This window comes from Stenotrophomonas sp. 2201_Sma, assembly GCF_056486685.1.
The window spans coordinates 3,964,112-3,984,604 of the sequence record NZ_CM151329.1; the positions used below are offsets into that span (position 1 = coordinate 3,964,112).

Below are 20,493 nucleotides of genomic sequence, written 5' to 3' on the forward strand. Positions count from 1 at the left end.
GGCGGTGGTCCCGGCGGCTTCAGGGCCTGAGAAGGAAGGTCACGGGACCATCATTGACCAGGCTGACGATCATATGGGCACCAAAGCGGCCCGTTTCCACCCCTGGCGCGTGATTTTCACGGCAGATGTCGACAAATCGATTGAACCCGCGTTCAGCCTCGGCCGGCGGCGCCGCAGTGGTGAAGCTGGGGCGCATGCCCGACCGGGTGTCGGCCGCCAGGGTGAACTGGCTGACCAGCAGCAGGCCGCCGCCGGTATCGCGCAGCGAGCGGTTCATCTTCCCGGCTTCATCGGCAAACACCCGGTAGCCCAGCAGGCGCTCGGCCATGCGCTGCAGCTGCGGCTCGGTGTCGCCCGGCTCCATCCCCACCAGGGCCAGCAGGCCAGGGCCGATCTGGCCGACGGCCTCGCCATCGACGTGGACGGCGGCCTGGCTGACGCGTTGGATCAGGACGAGCATCTGTGGGTTTCCGGTCAGGGGGGCCGGCCACGATAGCAGCGCCCTTGGCTAAACTTGCGTGGATGAACCCGCAACGCAAAGCCCGGCTGGCCTATCGCGCCACCACCCTGTTCACGCGCCTGCCCTGGCCGCTGCTGCGCGGCGTCGCGCAGGCCCTGGCCTGGGCCTGGATCCGTCTCAACGCCCGTGAGAGTCGCGTCACCCGCCGCAACCTGGAGCTGGCCTACCCGGATCTGGACCCCGTTGCGCGCGAGCGCCTGCATCGCGATCTGCTGCGCTCCACCGCCCTGCAGGCCATCGAGACCCTGCGCCTGTGGAGCCGCCCGCCGGCCGAGAACCTGCGCCTGCACCTGAAGCAGCGCCACGGTGAAGCGCTGTATGACGCGGCGCTGGCCAGCGGCAGGGGCGTGATCGTGGCCGCGCCGCACTTCGGCAACTGGGAGCTGCTGAACCAGTGGCTGGCCTCGCGCGGGCAGATCGCCATCGTCTACAAGCCGCCGGAGGATGAAGCCAGCGACGCTTTCCTGCAGCTGGTGCGGGGTGGCCAGAACGTGCAGCAGGTGCGCGCCGAGGGCCCGGCGGTGCGCCAGTTGTTCAAGGTACTCAAGGACGGCGGCGCCACCGGCATCCTGCCGGACCAGCAGCCGAAGGCCGGTGACGGCGTGTTCGTTCCGTTCTTCGGTGTGCCGGCGCTGACCATGACCCTGGTCAACCGCCTGGCCGAACGCACCGGCGCCATCGTCCTGTATGGCTGGTGCGAGCGCATTGGGCCGGACATGGAATTCGCCCTGCACGTCGAGCCGGCCGACCCCGCAGTGGCCGACCCGGACCCGCAGACTGCGGCCACCGCCCTGAACGCCGGGATCGAACGCATCGCCCGCCGCGATCCGGCACAGTATCAGTGGACCTACAAGCGCTATACGCTGCGGCCACCGGGCAGCGGCGAGGATGATCCCTACGCGACCGAGGAACACCCGCACTGAGTCCCACCGTGCCGCCCTGCGACCGGCGGCCGCAGCACGTTGAATACGACGCCGGCGCCCCCATAGAGACTGCGATGTCCGCCTCCCCCGGTCCTGCCATGCCTGCTGCCTCCTCCCTGTTCGGCGACCCGGCCGCGATCCGCTGCGAGCGCGCGGTCGCGGAACTGCGCGCCGGTCGCCCGGTCCTGCTTCACGACGGCCAGGGCCAACGCCTGGCCGTGATCGCGCTGGACAGCGCCACCGCCAGCAGCTTTGCCGCCTTTGCCAGCGCAGCGCGCGAGCGTCATTACCTGTTCCTGACGGCGACCCGCGCCCGCGTGCTGGGGGTGGAGGCACCTGACGGTGTGCGCCTGCCGCTGGCCGGTATCGCCTTCGACGCCCTGCCGACGCTGGGCTACCTGCGCGAGCCCGGGCCGATGCCGGCTCACTGGACCGCAGGCGATGCCTTCGATGCCGGCGCGGTTGAACTGGCCCGCCTGGGCCTGCTGCTGCCGGCCATGGTCGCGGTGCGCCTGGATGTGGATGATGCGACCTTCGACGGCGCCGCCGACGTCGCCCTGTGCGACCTGGCCGAAGGTGCGGCGCACGCCGCCCACGACTATGAGCTGGTCGCCCGTTCGCCGGTACCGCTGCGCGATGTCGGCATGACCACCTTCGCGGTGTTCCGCGGCGGCGTTGCACAACGCGACCAGGTGGCGATCATCGTCGGCGACCCGGACCTGTCTGCCGTGGTGCCGGTACGCGTGCACTCCTCGTGCCTGACCGGCGACCTGTTCGGTTCGCTCAAGTGCGACTGCGGGGACCAGCTGCGACGCGGTCTGCGCAAACTGAAGGAACTGGGCGGCGGCGTGCTGCTGTATCTGGACCAGGAAGGCCGGGGAACGGGCATCGCTGCAAAGATGCGCGCCTATGGCTACCAGCACGACGGGCTGGACACGATCGACGCCGATGCACAACTGGGCTTCGGCGCCGATGAGCGACGCTATGGCAGCGCCGTGGCGATGCTGCGCGGCCTGGGCATCAGCCGCGTGGCCCTGCTCAGCAACAATCCGACCAAGGCACAGCGCCTGCGCAATGCCGGCATCGAAGTGCTGGACTGCATTCCGGTCACTGGCGAGATCACGGCCGAGAACGAACACTACCTGCGCACCAAGGCCGACCGTGCCGGCCATCTGCTCGATGTCGATGCACTGATCCAGGCGGCGCAGTAGCGCGCCCGACCTGCTACCGTCTGCGCGGTGCGGCTGCGGCCGCCCCGCCTGCCCTGCCGCCCGACGGAGCCCGTGTGACCGACCTGCCCCTTCCTGCTGTGCCCATCAACGACTGGCAGCCGCTGCCGGCCCGCGCCGCACGCCTGGCTGCGCTGGAAGGCGCATTCGGCGGACTCTTCGTGCCAGGCGCACCGCTGGCGGCCGCGTGGTGGTCCTTCGATCTGCCTGCCGGGCTGTGGGGTGCAGCGTCGGGCCTGCTGGTCGGCGCCCTGTTCGGCGCGTGGCTGGGCCATCGCCGCCTGACCCGCACACGCTGGCGCCTGGACGCACAGGGCCTGGGCCTGCGCAGGGACCTGATGTGGCAGACCGAAACGCAGGTACCGGTCTCGCGCGTGCAGCACCTGGATCTGCGCCGTGGTCCGCTGGAGCGGCGTGCCGGCCTGGCGACGCTGATCGTGCACACCGCAGGCACCCGCCTCAGTGCCGTGACTGTCAGCGGCCTGGATGATGCCGACGCCGAACGCCTGCGCGACACCCTGGCCCACCAGCTCGATCAGGACGCCGACGCCCTGTGAGCCAGCCACCGCCCCTGCCGCCCCCGCTGCCACGCGGCGGCGACGAACAGCGCCTGCACCCCTGGTCATGGCTGTTCGTGCTGCTGATGCAGCTGCGGCACTACTTCCTGCCGTTGGTCGCGCTGCTGGTGTTCGGCCGGCGCGGCGACCGCGACCCGCTGTGGGCGCAGCTGATGCCGCTGCTGGCCATCGCCGCGCTGGTGGTGGTCTCGGTGCTGCAGTACCTGAGCTACCGCTACCGCATCGGCAGTGATGCGATCACCGTGCGCAGCGGGCTGCTTGCGCGCAACCGCCGGGAAATTCCCTTCGCCCGCATCCACAACGTGGAAGTGCGGCAGAACCCGTTGCACCGGCTGTTCGGCGTGGCCGAGCTGCGCCTGGAGTCGGCCGGCGGCGTGCGCCCGGAGGCAGAGATGCGGGTGCTGCGGTTGGACCAGGCATTGGCACTGGAGCAGCTGGTGAAGCAGCGCGGAAAGGCGCCTGGCAACGCACCGGCTGCCACCGCCGACCCGACCGATGAAGTGCTGCTGCGCATGTCCACCGCCGAAGTGATACGCCTGGGCCTGCTGTCCAACCGCGGCTGGGTGCTGTTCGCCGCCGCCATCGGTGCGCTGCTGCAGGTGATCCCGCGCCGTTCGCTGGACGGCGTGATCTCCAGCGGAGGACGCGAGGCGTTCGGCTACGCCAGCCAGCTGCACGAGGGCCTTGCCGGCCTGCTGATCCTGGCCGCGCTGGTGCTGGTCGCAGGCTGGCTGCTGATGCGCCTGCTGTCGGTGGTGCTGGCCCTGCTGCGCTATGCCGGCTTCACCCTGACCGAGCAGGAACACCGGCTGACGGTCGCGGCAGGCCTGCTCAGCCGCACGCGCAGCAGCGTGGCGCGCCGGCGCATCCAGGCCTGGACCCTGCGCGAAGGCACCCTGCAACGCTGGTTCGGGCGGCGCCAGCTGCAGATCGACAGCGCTGCCGGCGGCCCCACCCGCGAGGAAGATCGGGCGCTGCGCGAACTCGCGCCGCTGGCACCGGCCGCCGACTGCGATCATCTGGTGCAGCGCCTGCTGCCTCAGCTGCAGTGGCCGCCCGCGCACTGGCAGCCGGTGCCGCAGCGCGGCTGGTGGCGGTTGTGCCTGGGCAGCGTACTGCTGGTGCCGTTGCTGGCCGCCGCGATGTACTGGCGCTGGGGAACACCCGGCCTGCTGGTGCTGGGCTGGCTGCCGGTCGCGCTGTGGGTCGCCCATCGGCAGATGGGCCGCATGGGCTGGCATCTGGATGATCGCTACGTCGCGGTGCGCGGCGGATGGTGGAGGCGCTGGTGGCGCTGGGCGGAACTGGACAAGCTGCAGGGCCTGCGCCTGCAGCGCTCACCGCTGGACAGGCTGCTGGGCACGGCCAGCCTGCAGTTGGACACCGCAGGCGCGCATGGTGATGTGGCCCTGGCGCTGCATTACCTGCCGCACGCACAGGCACGGGCGCTGATGGCGCAGCTGGCCGCCGCGCTGCCGCGCCGCAAGCTGCGCTGGTGACCCGTTGCCGCCCTTCCACGCCTGGCGTGGATCTACTGTAGAGCCGAGCCCATGCTCGGCTTGCCACAGCCGAGCGTGGGCTCGGCTCTACATCCCCCGATCACCGCTGTGATGGCCCCCAGTAGCCCAGATCCCTGCGGATCTGCAGGTCACGCATCCAGCTGCCGAAGGGTTTGCGGCGCAGCGCGCCCATCTCGCCGGACAGGAAATCCTCGGTTGCGGCAATCACCCGCTCACTGGAGCGGCCGTCACGGTACGGATGGATCGCGTCGGCATAGCGCACGATCTCCGCCTGCAGGGCGGCATCCGGGTGCAGCGCGCGCTGCAGCATGACGGGCAGCTGCGCCGGCACGTCGAAATCGATCATGTGCGGTTTCGGGACGCGGTTGCGGAAGGTCACCACCGGCTTGTGCTGGACGATGAACTCCGAAACGATCGAAGACGTATCGGACACCAGCACATCAGCGGCGCGCTGTGCGGCCATGACCTGCTCCGGTTCGATGAAGCGGGCATTGGCGCCGGCCAGCGCACGGTAACGCTCGAACAGCTCCGGCGGGCACTTCGGGTGCAGGGTCAGCAGCCAGTAGCGCTCCCCGGCCGCGATGTCGGCGGCGATCTGCGCATGCAGGTGCGGGGCGGCGCTGAGCCGCTCGGTGAAGGTCGAGCCGAACAGGATCACCGGACGACCGCCCGCCGCTGCGCGCAGCGCGGCGCTTTCGCCACCATCGTCGCGGAACAGCGGGTCCAGCTTCGGCCAGCCGGTCTCGGCCACCGCGAAGTGACCCTGCAGGGCGGCGATGTCGCGGAACGGCGCGGTGGTGGCCGGGCCCTGGGTGCAGTACAGGTCGAACATCCCGCGTACCCGGAAATGGCCACGTGCGCTGTCGCGCTTCTCCACGTTGAAGCCATGGAACAGCTGCACCTTGGCACCGGACAGGAACGTCGGCACCCAGTTGGCCGCGCTGTACACCGCGCGCGGGCGCATCGCCAGGGCCTGCTTCAGGCCGATCACGGGCACGCCCGGCAACTGGCTGCCGGCGGCGCCACCTTCGAACCAGGCAGCCACCTCCTGCCCGGACGCGTGCAAGGCCTGCGCCAACGGGGCGAGAATAGGCAGCGCATAGCGCTCCGTCGCAAACAACAGGTACCCGGCCATCATGTCCTCCACGACCGCTCCCATCGAACGGCCTCGCATCTCGGCGTGCATTATCGCGTTCAACGAGGCCGGCCGCATCGGCGACTGCCTGGCCTCGCTGGCCTTCTGCGACGAGATCATCGTGGTGGACTCGTATTCCAGCGACGCCACCGTGGCCATCGCCGAGGCTGCCGGTGCCCGCGTGCTGCAGCGGCCGTTCGATGGCTTCCGCAGCCAGAAGGCGTTCTGCGTCGAGCAGGCAGCACATGACTGGGTGGTGTGCCTGGATGCCGACGAGCGCATCAGCCCGGAACTGCGCGCCTCCATCGAACAGGCCCGCGAGGGGGGATTCAGCGGCCACGCGGGCTACCGCTTCGCCCGCCTTTCAGAGTATTTCGGCCGCTTCCTGCGCCACGGCAACGCCTATCCGGACCGGGTGATGCGCCTGTTCGACCGCCGCCGCGGCGGCTGGCGCGGCACCCGTGAGATCCACGAGGCCGCCAGCGTCGATGGCAGCGTCGGCACCCTGCGCGGCGACCTCATCCACTACCCCTACCGCTCGCTGCAGCAGCAACTGGCCAAGACCGAGAAGTACGCGCGGATGATGGCCGAGCACGAGTTCGCACGCGGCAAGCGCGCCACCCTGGGCAAGCTGGTGCTGGCACCGGCCTGGCGCTTCTGGCGGGGATTCGTTTTCCGCGGCGGTTTCCGCGATGGTTGGCACGGCCTGGTCTATGCCTACGTGCGTGCCAACTACGTGCGGCAGAAGACCATCATGCTGTGGATGCTCGGCAACGGTCAGGCGGTGGCCGACCCGCCGCAGCCCTGATCCGCCGGGCATGGCCCGGCGCTACCGCTCCCGCGCACCTGCATCCGCCGGGCATGGCCCGGCGCTACCGCTCCCGTGCACCTGCATTCGCCGGGCATGGCCCGGCGTTGCCGCTCCAGTGCACCTGCATCCGCCGGGCATGGCCCGGCGCGACCGCTCCCGCGCACCTGCATCCGCCGGGCATGGCCCGGCGTTGCCGCTCCCGTGCACCTGCGTGCGCCGGGCATGGCGGTGCAGGGGTAGCGCCGGGCCATGCCCGGCGGCGGGGCGTCAACCCGCGTTGGCCACGCGGTGGCGGGCACCTTCCAGGATCGACAACCCGGCCAGCAGGCCGACGATGGTGACGTAGAAGCTGGCCGTCATCTGGTGCGCGAACATCGACTGGGTCAGCCCGCACAGCACGTACGTGGTCACGATCATGATCCCGGCCGCGGCAGGCCCGCGGAACGTACTGCGCCCGCTGCGCCGATGCAGGCGCACGAACACCCACAGCGGAACGCCATACACCGCCAGCAGCAGCAGCAGGCCGGGCATGCCCTGGGTGGCGGCCCATTCGGCTACGTCGTTATGGGCATGGCCAAGGTGGCAGCGCTGTTCGTCCGGGTTCTCGCGGCAGACCGGCACACGCTGCATCGCGTCATCGAAGTGGCCGATTCCGACACCGACCAGCGGGTGGTCCAGGAAGGTATCCCAGGCAACCTGCAGACGCTCCACGCGGGCACCGGCGGAAGAGTCGCTGTCGCCCTGCTCCATGCGCTGCATGTCGCTGTGCAGCTCGCTCAGCCGCACCTGGTGACGCAGCTCGGGCACCGACAGCAGCAGGGTGGCGCCAATCGCCAACATGCCTGCCAGCACCGACAGGCGGGCGGTGCCGGTCCGCCAGCGCAGGCTCAGCGCCAGCACCACCAGCAGAGCCAGCAACGCCGCGAACACGCCACGGCTGCCGGTCAACACGATGGTTCCACAGCCGGCCGCCATGCCGACGATCACCAGCGACCAGCGTCGCGAAGGTCGGCAGAACACCAGCAGTACCATCAGCACCATCACGATGTCGGCCAGCACGATGGCATTGGTGAACAGCTCCGCACGCGGAGCCCCCTGCAGTACCTGCCACAGCGACATCGCGAAGGTGACCAGCAGCCCGGCCAGCGCGCCACGCCAGAGCCAGCGCAGGTCCGGGCGCAACGCGCAGACCCACAGGGCGATCCAGGGGATCACCACGAAGCGCGAGCGGTTGTCGACATCGCGCAGCCCCTGCTCGAACAGCAGCACCGACAGCAGGCCCAGCGCCAGCACCGCGAGCATCAGCCAGGTCAGCACCTTCACCGGCTGCCCGCCCATGTGCCGGGCGCGCCACAGCAGTTCCGGCGCCAGCAGCGTGCTGGCCAGCAGCAACAGTCCATACGGAAGCAGGTTGATCGGCACGGTAAGCACCAGCGCCGGGAGGCAGAACAGACCGATCTGCGCCAGCCAGTGCGCCGCGCGCTGCCGACCGCCGACGGGGGCTCCCGGCAGGTCGCCGGCCGCGGGGTTCAGGTTGTCCGGTGGAGCTGGCACGTCGGAAGTTTCGCTGCGGGTGTGCGGGAAGAACGGGGGCGGCCACAACGGCCGCTCCCAGTGTGCTGTTTTACTGCCTTTGTCGCCTGTTGGGCAGTCTGGACAAGCGTGGACACAGGCCGTTATCCCCGTTCCTGCAAACGCCGTTCACGTTCGCGCTCGCGATCGCTGGCCTGGCAGGGCGCGATCACCGCCTCTGCCGGCACCAGCCACCAGCGGCGACGGTTGGCCACGCCCGCCGGTTCGGCCCGGTCGCGGTCCACGCATGGCAGCAGGGCGTCCTCCTGCACCAGCAGCCAGCGCCGCGCCGGCACCAGCCGCTGCCAGCGCGTCGCCGCCTGCAGTTGTTCATCCCAGGGGGTGTTGAAGCCGAACGTGGCCGCCGGTCGATCGGCCATCAGCAGGTTCTGTTCCTTCCAGGCCACCAGGCCCAACTCGGCCTGCGGGCCGATGCGCTCCCCCACATGGCGCATCAGGCCCCGCGCCGAACCCGAATCGTTCAACAGCGGGTAGCCCACCAGGCTGTACAGCACCCACACCGTGGCCAGGGTCGACACCATGGCCAGATGACGCCGGCCACGGCCAGACAGCAACAGGCTGGCCACACCGCAGGCGCCCATCGCCAGCGCCGCCCAGGCCAACGCATCCATCACGCCCGGTGCCAGACCACGTTCGTGCTCCAGCCTCGACTCGAATCCCGGCTCGCCCAGCAATGCCAGTGCGCCTGCCAGCAGCGTGCCGAGAGCCAGGGCCAGCGTGAACAGCCCCAGCAGTGCCTGCACGTCGCGACGGCGCAGAAGGCCGGGCAGCAGCGGCGCCAGGGCAAGGCAGAACATCGGCAGCGCAGGGAGAATGTACACATCGCGCTTGCCCTCGGGAATCGAGAAGAACAGCACGATCAGCAACCACCACCCCAGCAGAAGCAGGTAGCGCGCGTCGCGTCGCTGCAGCCGGCGGCGCCAGGCCGGAATCGCCCACGGCAGTGCCAGGAACGCGGGAATCCACATCGACGGCATGATCGCCAGGAAGTACCACCACGGCTGGTGATGGTCCCAGGACTGGGCATAACGCCCTGCGGTCTGCTGGAACAGGATGTCGTCCATGTAGGCGCGGTACTCGTCCAGCCCGGTCGCCAGCGCCGCCAGCACCATCGGCAGCAGCCACAGCGCCACGGCCAGCAGGAACGCCAGCGGCGCCAGCCAGAAGCGCAGGTCGCGCGCATGCAGGCGCACACCGTTCCACCGCAGGGCCGAGCCGATCACGGCCGGAACGAGCATCAGCAGGGCGATCACGCCCACGCCCTTGGTGATGACGCCGATCCCGGCGAAGAACCAGCCCAGCCACCACCAGCGCCATGCCGGGCCCAGCAGCAGGTGGCGCAGCAGCCCGTAATTGGCCAGGGTGATGAACAGCACCACCAGCGGATCGATCTGTGCCTTCTTCGCCTGGAAGGTGAACTGCAGTGCGAACAGCAGTGCCCAGCCTGCGTACAGGCCGACGCGTCGCGTCCACAGCCGACCACCGAGATCGACCACGCACCACAACGTGCCCAGCGCGGCGATCAGCGAGGGCAGCAGGAACGCCAGCCGCCAATCGCCGATCAGGTGATAGAGCGTGGCCTGCCACCACATCAGCATCGGCGGCTTGTCCGAGTACAGCTCCAGGCCGCGATGCGGGAACAACCAGTGACCGCTGTCCACCATCTGCTTGGCGACGAGCGCGAAGCGCGGCTCATCCGACGGCCAGGGATCGCGCAGGCCGAGTCCAGCCCCCAGCACCAGCAGGGCCATCACCACGAACAACCACGTCTCTCGCGACGCGCGGGTTTTCAGCATGAGGACTTGAACGGCAGCGGATTCACACCGCTTTTAGCAGACGCGCGTAGAAGAATCCGTCAGCGTCGCTGTCACCGGGCAGTCGTTGGCGTGCAATGCCTTCGCAATCCAGCCCGAACGCCTCGTCCAACGGCTGCGCCACCGCATCCGGGTGCCACCTCAGGAACGCGCGGATCTGCTCGATGTTCTCCGCACGCAGGATCGAGCACGTGGCATACAGCAGGACGCCACCGGGGCGCAGCATCGACCAGCATGCCTCCAGCAGCCGGGCCTGAACGCCGACCAGCGCATCGATGTCCTCGGCGCGGCGGTGGAACATCACATCCGGCTGGCGGCGGATCACGCCCGTGGCCGAACAGGGCGCATCGAGCAGGATCGCATCGAACGGCGTGCCGTCCCACCACGCGCCAGGATCGCTGGCGTCTGCCGCCAGGGTCTGTGCGCCCTCACCGACACCCGTGCGCGCGTACGTGTCACGGGCACGCGCCAGGCGACGGGCGTCGATGTCCAGCGCCAGCAGGCGCAGGCTGGGATCACGCTCCAGCAGGTGCGCCGACTTGCCGCCCGGTGCGGCGCAGGCATCCAGTACCCGCGCCCCGGCGGCCGGCGCCAGCGCATCGGCCGCGCACTGCGCCGACAGATCCTGCACCGAGAGCGCGCCCTCGGCGAAGCCGGGCAGCTGGTTGACAGCGACCGGCGTCGCCAGCCGCAACGCGTCCGCACTGAGCGGACTCGGCTCGGCGACGATACCGGCCTCGGCCAGCACGGCCAGGACTTTCTCGCGGCCACCGTGCTGGCGGTTGGCGCGCAGCCACAGCGGCGCAGGCTGCAGGCTGGCGCTGAAGATCGCCTCGGCCTGCGCCGGCCAGTCGCGCTCGATGGCCTCGGCCAGCCAGGCCGGAAATGCATCGCGGGCCGGCTGTTCCGGGAATCCCTCACGCTGGGCGCGGCGCAGGATGGCATTGACCAGGCCCGCCTGGCGCTCACGGCCCAGCGCACGCGCTGCGTCGACGGTGGCCGACAGGGCCGCGTGCGCCGGCAGTTCCAGCACGTCCAGCTGGGCGAAGCCGACCATCAGCAGCGTGCGCAGGTCTGCATCGCGCGCCGAGAGCGGCTTCTGCATCCACGCCTGCAATGCCGCGTCATAGGTACTGCGACGGCGCAGCACGGCAAAACACAGCGCTTCCAGCAACGCCCGATCACGGCTGTCGGCCAGCTTCGGCAGGGCCCACGCCAGTTCCGCCTTCAGCGAACGGCCACGGGTGAACACCTGGGCCAGCACGCGTGCGGCCAGCATGCGGGTGGCTGCACCCGGCGCCGCCCTGGCGATGGAGAAGTCATTCTGTTTCGTCACCGCTTACGCTCCCACGCGCAGGTCGCGACGGGCGTTGAGGTAATCGGCGGCAGTGATCGCCTTGCCGCCTTCGCGCTGCAGCACGCGCAGGCGCAGCGCGCCCTGGCCGCAGGCAATGTCGATGCCTTCGCGGCCGGCAGCAAGTACCGTTCCCGGTGCCTGGCCGTGCTCCATCGCCTGCGCCACGGCGCCATGGATGCGCACGCGCTCACCGGCCAGCGTTGCTTCGGCGACAGGCCACGGGTTGAACGCACGCACGGTCCGCGCCAGCACCGCTGCATCCTGCGCCCAGTCCAGCTTCGCCTCGGCCTTGTCCAGCTTGTGTGCGTAGGTCACGCCCTGCTCCGGCTGCGGCCGCGCGATCGGCTTGATGCCGGCGCGCAGCAGTCCCAGGCCATCGGACAACACCTGCGCACCCAGCTCGGCCAGCTTGTCGTGCAGCTGGCCACCGGTATCGGTGGCCGCGATCGGCAGCGCCTGGTGCAGCAGCACCGGGCCGGTATCCAGTCCGGCTTCCATCTGCATCAGGCACACGCCCGTGGTCTCGTCACCCGCCTGGATCGCGCGCTGGATCGGCGCCGCACCGCGCCAGCGCGGCAGCAGCGAAGCGTGCACGTTCCAGCACCCGTAGGTCGGGATGGCCAGCACGGCCTTGGGCAGGATCAGGCCGTAGGCCACCACCACCATCAGGTCCGGCTTCAGGTCACGCAGCTGCTGCTGGGCCGCTTCGTCCTTCAGCGATTCGGGCTGGTACACCGGAATGCCGCGGGCCACCGCCTCGAGCTTCACCGGCGAGGGGGCCAGGCCGCGACCACGGCCTGACGGACGGTCAGGCTGGGTGTAGACGGCCACGACCTCGTGGTGGCGCGCCGCTGCGCGCAGCGATGACACCGCGAATTCCGGCGTACCGGCAAAGACAATCCTCATGGCTACCCCACTTGCAGGATGGATTCGTGCAGGAAAGAAAACGGCGCCGTCGGCCGGCGCCGTACAGCCCGCGCGCTGCGCGCGGGCACGGGCCACCCCCGCGGGCGGCCCGGAGCGGCGATCACGCCACGTGCTTGCGCTGCTTGGCCAGCTTCTTGCGGACCATCTCGCGCTTGAGCGGCGACAGGTAATCGATGAACAGCTTGCCGTCCAGGTGATCCATCTCGTGCTGGATGCAGGTGGCCAGCACTTCACCGGCCTCCATCTGCTGTTCCTGGCCATTGCGGTCGAGGAACTTCACGGTGATGGTGTCGGCACGGGTCACGTCGGCGAAGATGCCCGGCACCGACAGGCACCCTTCCTGGTACACCCGGCCCCCGTCCTTGGCGACGATCTCCGGGTTGATGAACACCAGCGGCTGGTTCTTCTCTTCGCTGACATCGATGACCATGAAGCGCTTGTGCACGTCCACCTGGGTGGCGGCCAGGCCGATGCCCGGCGCGTCGTACATGGTCTGGAACATGTTGTCGACCAGTTCCTGGAAGGCCGGCGTGGTCACTTCGGCGGCGTCGATCAACGCGGCCTTGGTACGCAGGCGCGGATCGGGGAACTCAAGAATCGGGAGGAGGGCCATGGCAGTTTCCGGATAGGGGGCCGGCACGCCGGCATACGTCGCAGATTCTAGCTGCAACGCTTGCCTTGCGCCCCGGTTTCTGGACTATAGTGCGCGGACCTGTTGGGGAATCAGGGCTTCACACCTATGTTGCTTCGTTTTCGTACGGTCGTCGCCGCGGCGATGCTGACCGTGGCTGCCTATGCTACCGCCGTGGAAGTGAATGGCGGGCACCCGGATACCTATGTGGTCCGAAAAGGGGACACGCTGTGGGATATCGCCGCGCGTTTCCTGCAGAAGCCCTGGCTGTGGCCGGAGATCTGGCAGGCCAACCCGCAGATCGCCAATCCGCACCTGATCTATCCGGGTGACGTGCTGAGCCTGGCCTACCTGGACCGTGTGACGGCCCAGCCCGGGCCCCGCCAGGAGGCCCCGATCGATGCCATTCCGCTGGCCCAGGTCGAGCCGTTCCTGAAGCAGCTGAGCGTGGTCGACCGCATCGACCACCTGCCCTACGTGGCGGGCCTGGAAGAAGACCGCCTGCGCGCCAGCAGTGGCGAAGCCGTGTACGTGCGCCTGGCCGATGCCCAGGTCGGGCAGCGCTGGGCCGTGGTCCGCCCGACCGTGCGCTATGGCGTGCCCAAGCCCACCGAGGACCTGACCGCCAATGGCGAGGTCACCCCCGGCAGCGGCAACCTGTGGCGGGCCTACAACGCCCCGACGCGACGTGCGCACCAGATGCTGGGCTACGAGCTGATGCAGGTCGGCACGGGCACCATCACCCAGGTTGCCGGCGGCAAGGTCGAGGCATCCACCCTGGTGCTGGACAAGAACAGCGGCGGACGTGAAGTCCGCGCCGGCGACCGGCTGGTGCCGGTGGAGGCAAAGCCCTACGACCTGCAGTTCGTCCCGCATGTGCCGGCAGCGGGCGTCGAGGGCGTGGACGTGCGCGTGCTCGCGGTGACCGACATGTTCAGCGTTGGCGGGCCACGCGATGTGATCGCCATTTCGGCGGGCCGCGCGCAGGGCGTGGACAACGGCACTGTGTTCTCGCTGTGGCGGCCGGGCCGCCACGTCGCGCACCGGATGAAGTATCCGGGGTCCTCGCGCATGGATGATTCGCTCAGTACCGGCGCCGGCCGGGTCTCGCTGCCCGACGAGTACGCCGCGCATGCGATGGTGTTCCGCACCTTCGAAAACGTCAGCTATGCGCTGGTGATGCAGGGTGTGAAGCCCGTACGGGTGGGCTACAGCGCGCTGCATCCGGACGCGAAGTAGGGTTGCCGGGAACATCCCTGACAGCCGCACGCGAAGGCGCCCTAGGGCGCCTTTGTTGTCTGCGGTCGATAGTGGGGGGATGACCAAGCAGGCAGATGAGGCGCTGGTGCGCCTGGTGATGGCGGGAGGCGCGCTGGCGCCGCGGCGGGCACTGCTGCAGGGCGCGGGCAGCGCCGAAGCGGCCCTTGCGCTGGGCGTGGCCGGCTGGCGCGCCCATGGCTGCACCCCGGAGCAGTGCGCGGCACTGGAACGCCCCGATGCGCAGCGGTCGAAAGCCGCCCTGCACTGGCTGCAGGACGACCACCATCACCTGCTGGCCGTTACCGACCCGGCCTTCCCGCCCCTGCTGCCGGAGGTCCCCAACCCGCCGCTGGCGCTGTTCGTGGCCGGCGACCCCGGCCTGGCCTGGCGCCCGGCGGTGGCGGTGGTTGGCAGCCGCTCACCCACCCCGGCCGGTCGTGCACTGGCGGCGCGTTTTGCCGGCAGCTTCGCCGAAGCCGGACTGGCGGTCGCCAGCGGGCTGGCAGCCGGCATCGATGCGGCCGCCCATCTGGCCGTGCTGGACGCCGGCGGCAGTACCGTTGCCGTCATCGGAACGGGTCCCGACCGTGCCTATCCGGACCACCATGCGCCGCTGCAGGCCCGGATCGGCGCCGAGGGTGCCGTGCTCAGCGAGTACCTGCCCGGTACGGCTGCCCGTCCCGGCCACTTTCCGGCGCGCAACCGGCTGGTGGCCGGGCTGGCCCTGGCCACCGTGGTGATCGAGGCGGCGCACCGGTCCGGTGCCCTGATCACGGCGCGCCTGGCCGCCGAGGCCGGTCGCGAGGTATGCGCCGTGCCCGGCTCGGTGCTCAATCCGCGGGCAGCCGGCTGCCATCGCCTGATCCGCGAGGGAGCCGCCCTGGTGGAACGGCCCGAGGACGTGCTGGAGCTGCTGGCCCCGGCCCTGCGCCAGCAGCTGCCGGCCTTGCAATCGCGGCTGGCCACCCCCACTGAACAGGCAGTGCCAGCCGACCTGCCGGCACGCTGGGTCGGCGACCCTGACTACCAGCGGTTGTGGCAGGTCCTGGACCTTGACCCAATCAGTATGGATTCACTGATCACGCGCTGTGGATTGACGGCGCCGCAGGTGTCCTCCATGCTGCTGGCCATGGAACTTGCGGGAATCGTGGTCTGCGTACACGGCCGCTACTGTCGAACTCCCTAGTTTCTTCACCTCCACAGCGTCGCGCGACGCAGGCCGAGGGGCAATGAAAGAGAGCATCCTGGATGTACTGCTGTACCTGTTTGAACACTATTTCAGCGAAGATGCGGACCTGATCCGTGACCGCGATTCGCTCCAGAACGGCCTGATCCAGGCCGGATTCAGCCCTACCGAGATCAACAAGGCATTCGACTGGCTCGATGCCCTGGCGGCACAGCGTCCGAGTGTGGCCCAGGCGCGGGTCGATGGCCCGGTGCGCATCTATCACGGGCCCGAGCTGGACAAGCTGGACGTGGAATGCCGCGGTTTCCTGCTGTACCTGGAGCAGCACGGCATCCTCGATGCCGACCAGCGCGAGCTGGTGCTGGACCGGGCGATGGCGTTGGACCAGGACGAACTGGACCTGGACGATCTGAAATGGGTCGTGCTGATGGTGCTGTTCAACCAGCCCGGCGCCGAGGCGGCTTACGCCTGGATGGAAACGCAGATGTTCATGGACGAGCCAGAACCCCTGCACTGACCGTACACTTGGGGCATAGCGCATTCAGGAGCGTGCCCCGTGAGCGAGTGGTTCCATGCAGAAGGCAACCGGCAGCAAGGCCCGCTGCCGGCAGAACAGCTTGTCGAGCTGTTCCGCAACAATCAGATCAGCCTGGACACCCTGGTGTGGCGCGATGGCCTGCCGCAATGGCAGCCATTGCGCAGCGTGGTGGATGAGCTCGGCCTGATCGTACCGGCCGTCGATGCCGCCCGCGACGACCCCGGGCTGCAGCCCCCTGCCCCGCAGCCTCCGGTACTGCCGGCGGCAACCCCCTATGCCCACAGTGCGCCCGCGGCCGCGTTGCCGCCACCGAAGAAGGGCCTGTCCGGCTGCGCCCTGACCGCCATCATCGGCGGGGCACTGCTGCTGGTGGTGGTACCCATCGTGGCGATCCTGGCGGCCATCGCGCTGCCTGCCTACAACGACTACACCCTGCGCTCCAAGGTCGCCACGTCGCTGACCGCACTGCAACCACTGAAGGACCAGGTGCAGCATTTCGCCGACGAGGAAGGACGCTGCCCGGGTGCCAACGATGCCGGTTTCCCGGCGCCGGGGGACTTCTCCGCCGCAGGCCTGTCAGCGGTCCACATCGGCCGCTTCAACAACGGTCATTGCGGTATCGAAGCCACGCTGGCCGCGCCCGGCAAGACCATCGATGGCGATCTGCTGTGGCTGGAATACGACCGCGACAGCGGCCGCTGGGAATGCAGCGGCGAAAGCAACGACAAGTATCTGCCGCAGCAGTGCCGCGGCTGAGCCATCGGCACTGCACCCCAAGCAAGGACGACCCAGGAGGGACACACAATGACTGAGTGGTATTTCGCCGAAGGACAGCAACGCCAGGGACCGCTGCCGGTCGAGGACATCCGCCAGCGCTTCCAGCGCGGCCAGCTGACACTGGATACGCTGGTCTGGCGTGAGGGCATGGCGCAATGGGCCGCGCTGCGGCAGGTGGTCGACGAGCTCGGCCTGCAGACCCTGGCCAGCGCCACCACGGCCGCTGACAGTGGCGGCTTCGACCTGCGCAGCGACTACCAGGCCATCGACAACGGCACGGCGCCGCTGCCCGGCACCGGCGCGCTCAGCAGTTCGCCCTACAGCGCGCCGGGCACCGCGGCCATGGCCGGCCACGCGCAGCCGGTGATGGGCGGCGAAGTGGTGTACGCAGGCTTCTGGAAGCGCGTGGCTGCCTATGTGATCGACTACTTCGTGCTGCTCATCCCCGGCACGATCATCGGCGTCATTTCCGCCCTGGCACTGGGTGCGGGCATGGGGGCCGCCGGCAGCGGCGAGTCGGCCATCGAGATCATGGGCCAGCTGGTCAGCGGCCTGCTCAACCTGGTGATCTCCATGGTGTACTACACCTGGTTCCACGCCTCGCGCGGAGGAGCCACCCTTGGCAAGATGGCCGTCGGCATCAAGGTCGTGCGCAGCAACGGTGACCGGCTGACCGTGGGACGTGCCTTCGGACGCTACTGGGCCGCCGTGCTGAGCGGCCTGATCCTGTGCATCGGCTACCTGATGGCCGCGTTCACCGAGCGCAAGCAGGGCCTGCACGACATGATGTGCGACACCCTGGTGGTGGACCGCTGGGCCTTCACCGACCAGCCGCAGCTGCAACGCCGCGAGCTGGGCGTGGTCACCATCGCCGTCCTGGTCATCACCGCCCTGCTGGCCCTGGCCGGCCTGGTGCTGATGGTGGCGGCCATCGGATTCATCGCCAAGATGGCCTCCTGACCGGCCATCCTCACGCCTGGGCGCTTGACATGGAGCGTCCGGGCGTGATTCCTCTAATAAGGAAACCTGAACGCCCGGCACCCAACCGGGCGTTCAGTTTATGGATTTGCCCGTGGCCGCTTCACTAATGCGGCCGTTTGCTCCACCCTAGCGGCCCCTCCCCTGCGGCTCGCCCCACAGACACTGCTGCCATGCCCAAGCACCTGCTCATCGTCGAATCGCCGGCCAAGGCCAAGACGATCAACAAATACCTCGGCAAGGACTACACCGTCCTGGCCTCGTATGGGCACGTGCGCGATCTGATCCCGAAGGAAGGCGCGGTCGATCCGGACAACGGGTTCGCCATGCACTACGACGTGATCGACAAGAACGAGAAGCATGTCGATGCGATCGCCAAGGCGGCCAAGGGTGCCGATGACATCCTGCTGGCGACCGACCCGGATCGCGAAGGCGAGGCGATCAGCTGGCACATCGCCGAGATCCTGAAGGAGCGCGGGCTGGTCAAGGACAAGCCGATGCAGCGCGTGGTCTTCACCGAGATCACCCCGCGCGCCATCAAGGAAGCGATCAACCAGCCGCGGGCCATCGCCAGCGATCTGGTGGACGCCCAGCAGGCACGCCGTGCGCTGGATTACCTGGTCGGTTTCAACCTGTCGCCGGTGCTGTGGCGCAAGGTACAGCGCGGCCTGTCCGCCGGCCGCGTGCAGAGCCCGGCACTGCGCATGATCGTCGAGCGCGAGGAAGAGATCGAAGCCTTCATCGCGCGCGAATACTGGTCCATCGCTGCCGAATGCGCGCACCCGTCGCAGCACTTCAATGCCAAGCTGGTGAAGCTGGACGGACAGAAGTTCGAACAGTTCACCATCACCGACGGCGATACCGCCGAGGCCGCCCGCCTGCGCATCCAGCAGGCGGCGCAGGGCTCGCTGCACGTCACCGACGTGGCCAGCAAGGAGCGCAAGCGCCGCCCGGCGCCGCCGTTCACCACCTCCACCCTGCAGCAGGAAGCCTCGCGCAAGCTCGGCTTCACCACCCGCAAGACCATGCAGGTGGCGCAGAAGCTGTACGAAGGCGTGGCGATCGGCGATGAAGGCACGGTCGGCCTGATCTCCTACATGCGTACCGACTCGGTCAACCTGTCTCAGGATGCGCTGGCGGAAATCCGCGACGTGATCGCCCGCGATTACGGCATCGGTTCGCTGCCGGACCAGCCCAACACCTACCAGACCAAGTCCAAGAACGCCCAGGAAGCGCACGAAGCGGTGCGACCGACCTCGGCGCTGCGCACGCCGGCGCAGGTGTCGCGGTTCCTGACCGACGACGAGCGCAGGCTGTACGAACTGATCTGGAAGCGCGCGGTAGCGTGCCAGATGATTCCGGCCACGCTCAACACCGTCAGCGTCGACCTGTCGGCCGGCAGCGAACACGTCTTCCGTGCCAGTGGCACCACCGTGGTCGTGCCCGGCTTCCTGGCCGTGTACGAGGAAGGCAAGGACAGCAAGAGCGCCGAAGACGAGGACGAAGGCCGCAAGCTGCCGGCGATGAAGCCCGGCGACCGCGTGCCGCTGGAACGCATCCTGGCCGAGCAGCACTTCACCCAGCCGCCGCCCCGCTTCACCGAGGCGGCACTGGTCAAAGCGCTGGAAGAGTACGGGATCGGTCGTCCCTCGACCTACGCCTCGATCATCCAGACCCTGCTGTTCCGCAAGTACGTGGAGATGGAAGGTCGCAGCTTCCGTCCGTCCGACGTCGGTCGTGCAGTGTCCAAGTTCCTGTCCAGCCACTTCACCCAGTACGTGGACTACGACTTCACCGCCAGGCTTGAAGACGAGCTGGACGCCGTCTCGCGCGGCGAGGAAGAGTGGATCCCGCTGATGTCACGCTTCTGGGAGCCGTTCAAGGAGCTGGTCGAGGACAAGAAGGAATCGGTCGATCGTGCCGAAGCCAGTGGTGCGCGCGAGCTTGGCACCGACCCGAAGACCGGCAAGCCGGTCAGCGTGCGCCTGGGTCGCTTCGGGCCGTACGCCGCCATCGGCAGCACCGCCGAAGATGCCGAGGAGAAGCCGAAGTTCGCTTCGCTACGCCCGGGCCAGTCGATGCACACCATCACCCTGGAAGACGCGCTGGAGCTGTTCCTGATGCCGCGCGCGCTGGGTGAGGACAAGGGCGAACCGGTCAGCGTCGGCATTGGTCGCTTCGGCCCGTTCGCCAAGCGTGGCAGCACCTATGCCTCGCTGAAGAAGGAAGACGACCCGTACACCATCGACCTGGCCCGCGCCGTCTTCCTGATCGAAGAGAAGGAAGAGATCGCGCGCAACCGGATCATCAAGGAATTCGAAGGCAGCGACATCCAGGTGCTGAATGGCCGCTTCGGCCCGTACATCAGCGACGGCAGGATGAACGGCAAGATTCCCAAGGACCGCGAGCCCGCCTCGCTGACGCTGGCCGAAGTGCAGCAGCTGATGGAAGAAACCGGCAAGCCGGTGCGCAAGGGCTTCGGCGCGAAAAAAGCCGCTGCCAAGAAGGCACCGGCGAAGAAGGCGGCGGTGAAGAAGGAAGCCGCGCCGAAGAAGGCAGTGGCCAAGAAGGCGGCCGCGAAAAAGGCGCCGGCAAAGAAGGCCGCCGCCAAGAAGGCACCGGCGAAGAAAGCGGCAAAGAAGGTCGTCAAGAAAGCCTGATGCGGGACAGCGCCCGGCCATGGGTCGGGCGCAGGCAGTGCAGTACCCGGTCCGTC

General features: G+C 68.9%; 18 protein-coding genes. 11 read left to right on the forward strand and 7 right to left on the reverse strand.

Annotation, left to right across the window (positions count from 1 at the left end):
• Positions 1–19: 19 nt before the first annotated feature.
• Positions 20–460 (reverse strand): D-aminoacyl-tRNA deacylase, encoded by a 441-nt coding sequence (dtd, locus tag ACZLIF_RS18240; RefSeq protein WP_053517128.1) that lies wholly within the window; start codon positions 458–460, stop codon positions 20–22.
• A 62-nt stretch (positions 461–522) separates the two neighbouring features.
• On the opposite strand from dtd, the gene ACZLIF_RS18245 reads away from it, so the two are divergent.
• The 4 genes from ACZLIF_RS18245 (at position 523) to ACZLIF_RS18260 (ending at position 4,749) form a co-directional block, all read left to right on the forward strand.
• Positions 523–1,443 (forward strand): lauroyl acyltransferase, encoded by a 921-nt coding sequence (locus ACZLIF_RS18245; protein WP_065174456.1) that lies wholly within the window; start codon positions 523–525, stop codon positions 1,441–1,443.
• A 74-nt stretch (positions 1,444–1,517) separates the two neighbouring features.
• Positions 1,518–2,654 carry a GTP cyclohydrolase II RibA gene (gene ribA / locus ACZLIF_RS18250; protein WP_065174455.1) on the forward strand — a complete coding sequence of 379 codons (1,137 nt, stop codon included), beginning with the start codon at positions 1,518–1,520 and terminating at the stop codon, positions 2,652–2,654.
• A gap of 74 nt (positions 2,655–2,728) precedes the next feature.
• Positions 2,729–3,229, forward strand: a complete 501-nt coding sequence (locus ACZLIF_RS18255) for a PH domain-containing protein (RefSeq protein ID WP_128987739.1) — start codon at positions 2,729–2,731, stop codon at positions 3,227–3,229.
• Positions 3,226–4,749, forward strand: a complete 1,524-nt coding sequence (locus ACZLIF_RS18260; protein ID WP_128987738.1) for a PH domain-containing protein — start codon at positions 3,226–3,228, stop codon at positions 4,747–4,749. Before ACZLIF_RS18255 ends, ACZLIF_RS18260 begins: the two co-directional genes overlap by 4 nt.
• A gap of 100 nt (positions 4,750–4,849) precedes the next feature.
• Here ACZLIF_RS18260 and ACZLIF_RS18265 read toward each other — a convergent pair whose 3' ends face one another.
• Entirely contained in the window at positions 4,850–5,908 is a 1,059-nt protein-coding gene (locus ACZLIF_RS18265; protein WP_065181628.1) for a CDP-glycerol glycerophosphotransferase family protein, read from the reverse strand.
• Here ACZLIF_RS18265 and ACZLIF_RS18270 point away from each other — a divergent pair.
• Positions 5,907–6,713 (forward strand): glycosyltransferase family 2 protein, encoded by an 807-nt coding sequence (locus ACZLIF_RS18270; RefSeq protein ID WP_128987737.1) that lies wholly within the window; start codon positions 5,907–5,909, stop codon positions 6,711–6,713. The genes ACZLIF_RS18265 and ACZLIF_RS18270 overlap by 2 nt on opposite strands.
• 270 nt (positions 6,714–6,983) lie before the next feature.
• On the opposite strand, the gene ACZLIF_RS18275 is transcribed toward ACZLIF_RS18270, so the two are convergent.
• The 5 genes from ACZLIF_RS18275 to def form a co-directional block, all read right to left on the reverse strand.
• The gene (locus ACZLIF_RS18275; protein WP_128987755.1) at positions 6,984–8,249 is read right to left on the reverse strand and encodes an O-antigen ligase family protein; all 1,266 of its coding nucleotides are present in this window, start codon (positions 8,247–8,249) and stop codon (positions 6,984–6,986) included.
• 143 nt (positions 8,250–8,392) lie between these two features.
• Positions 8,393–10,105 (reverse strand): ArnT family glycosyltransferase, encoded by a 1,713-nt coding sequence (locus ACZLIF_RS18280; protein ID WP_128987736.1) that lies wholly within the window; start codon positions 10,103–10,105, stop codon positions 8,393–8,395.
• A 22-nt stretch (positions 10,106–10,127) separates the two neighbouring features.
• A complete protein-coding gene (rsmB, locus tag ACZLIF_RS18285) occupies positions 10,128–11,459 on the reverse strand; it encodes a 16S rRNA (cytosine(967)-C(5))-methyltransferase RsmB (protein WP_128987735.1) in 1,332 nt (443 codons plus the stop codon).
• Positions 11,460–11,462: 3 nt separating this feature from the next.
• Positions 11,463–12,386, reverse strand: a complete 924-nt coding sequence (gene fmt, locus ACZLIF_RS18290) for a methionyl-tRNA formyltransferase (RefSeq protein WP_053517116.1) — start codon at positions 12,384–12,386, stop codon at positions 11,463–11,465.
• Between the two features lie 121 nt (positions 12,387–12,507).
• Entirely contained in the window at positions 12,508–13,020 is a 513-nt protein-coding gene (def, locus tag ACZLIF_RS18295) for a peptide deformylase (RefSeq protein ID WP_053517114.1), read from the reverse strand.
• A gap of 126 nt (positions 13,021–13,146) precedes the next feature.
• Between def and ACZLIF_RS18300 the strand changes: the two genes are divergently transcribed.
• The 6 genes from ACZLIF_RS18300 (at position 13,147) to ACZLIF_RS18325 (ending at position 20,437) form a co-directional block, all read left to right on the forward strand.
• Positions 13,147–14,277, forward strand: coding sequence for a LysM peptidoglycan-binding domain-containing protein (locus ACZLIF_RS18300; protein WP_128987734.1), 1,131 nt, complete (start codon positions 13,147–13,149; stop codon positions 14,275–14,277).
• Positions 14,278–14,356: 79 nt separating this feature from the next.
• A complete protein-coding gene (dprA, locus tag ACZLIF_RS18305; protein ID WP_128987733.1) occupies positions 14,357–15,484 on the forward strand; it encodes a DNA-processing protein DprA in 1,128 nt (375 codons plus the stop codon).
• Between the two features lie 43 nt (positions 15,485–15,527).
• The gene (locus ACZLIF_RS18310) at positions 15,528–16,001 is read left to right on the forward strand and encodes a DUF494 family protein (protein ID WP_053517108.1); all 474 of its coding nucleotides are present in this window, start codon (positions 15,528–15,530) and stop codon (positions 15,999–16,001) included.
• A gap of 39 nt (positions 16,002–16,040) precedes the next feature.
• Positions 16,041–16,778: a pilin gene (locus ACZLIF_RS18315; protein ID WP_053517106.1), complete on the forward strand. Its 738-nt coding sequence runs from the start codon at positions 16,041–16,043 to the stop codon at positions 16,776–16,778.
• A 48-nt stretch (positions 16,779–16,826) separates the two neighbouring features.
• A complete protein-coding gene (locus tag ACZLIF_RS18320) occupies positions 16,827–17,759 on the forward strand; it encodes an RDD family protein (RefSeq protein ID WP_053517104.1) in 933 nt (310 codons plus the stop codon).
• Between the two features lie 191 nt (positions 17,760–17,950).
• On the forward strand, positions 17,951–20,437 hold the full coding sequence (locus tag ACZLIF_RS18325) for a DNA topoisomerase I (protein ID WP_128987732.1): 2,487 nt from the start codon (positions 17,951–17,953) through the stop codon (positions 20,435–20,437).
• Positions 20,438–20,493 lie beyond the last annotated feature (56 nt).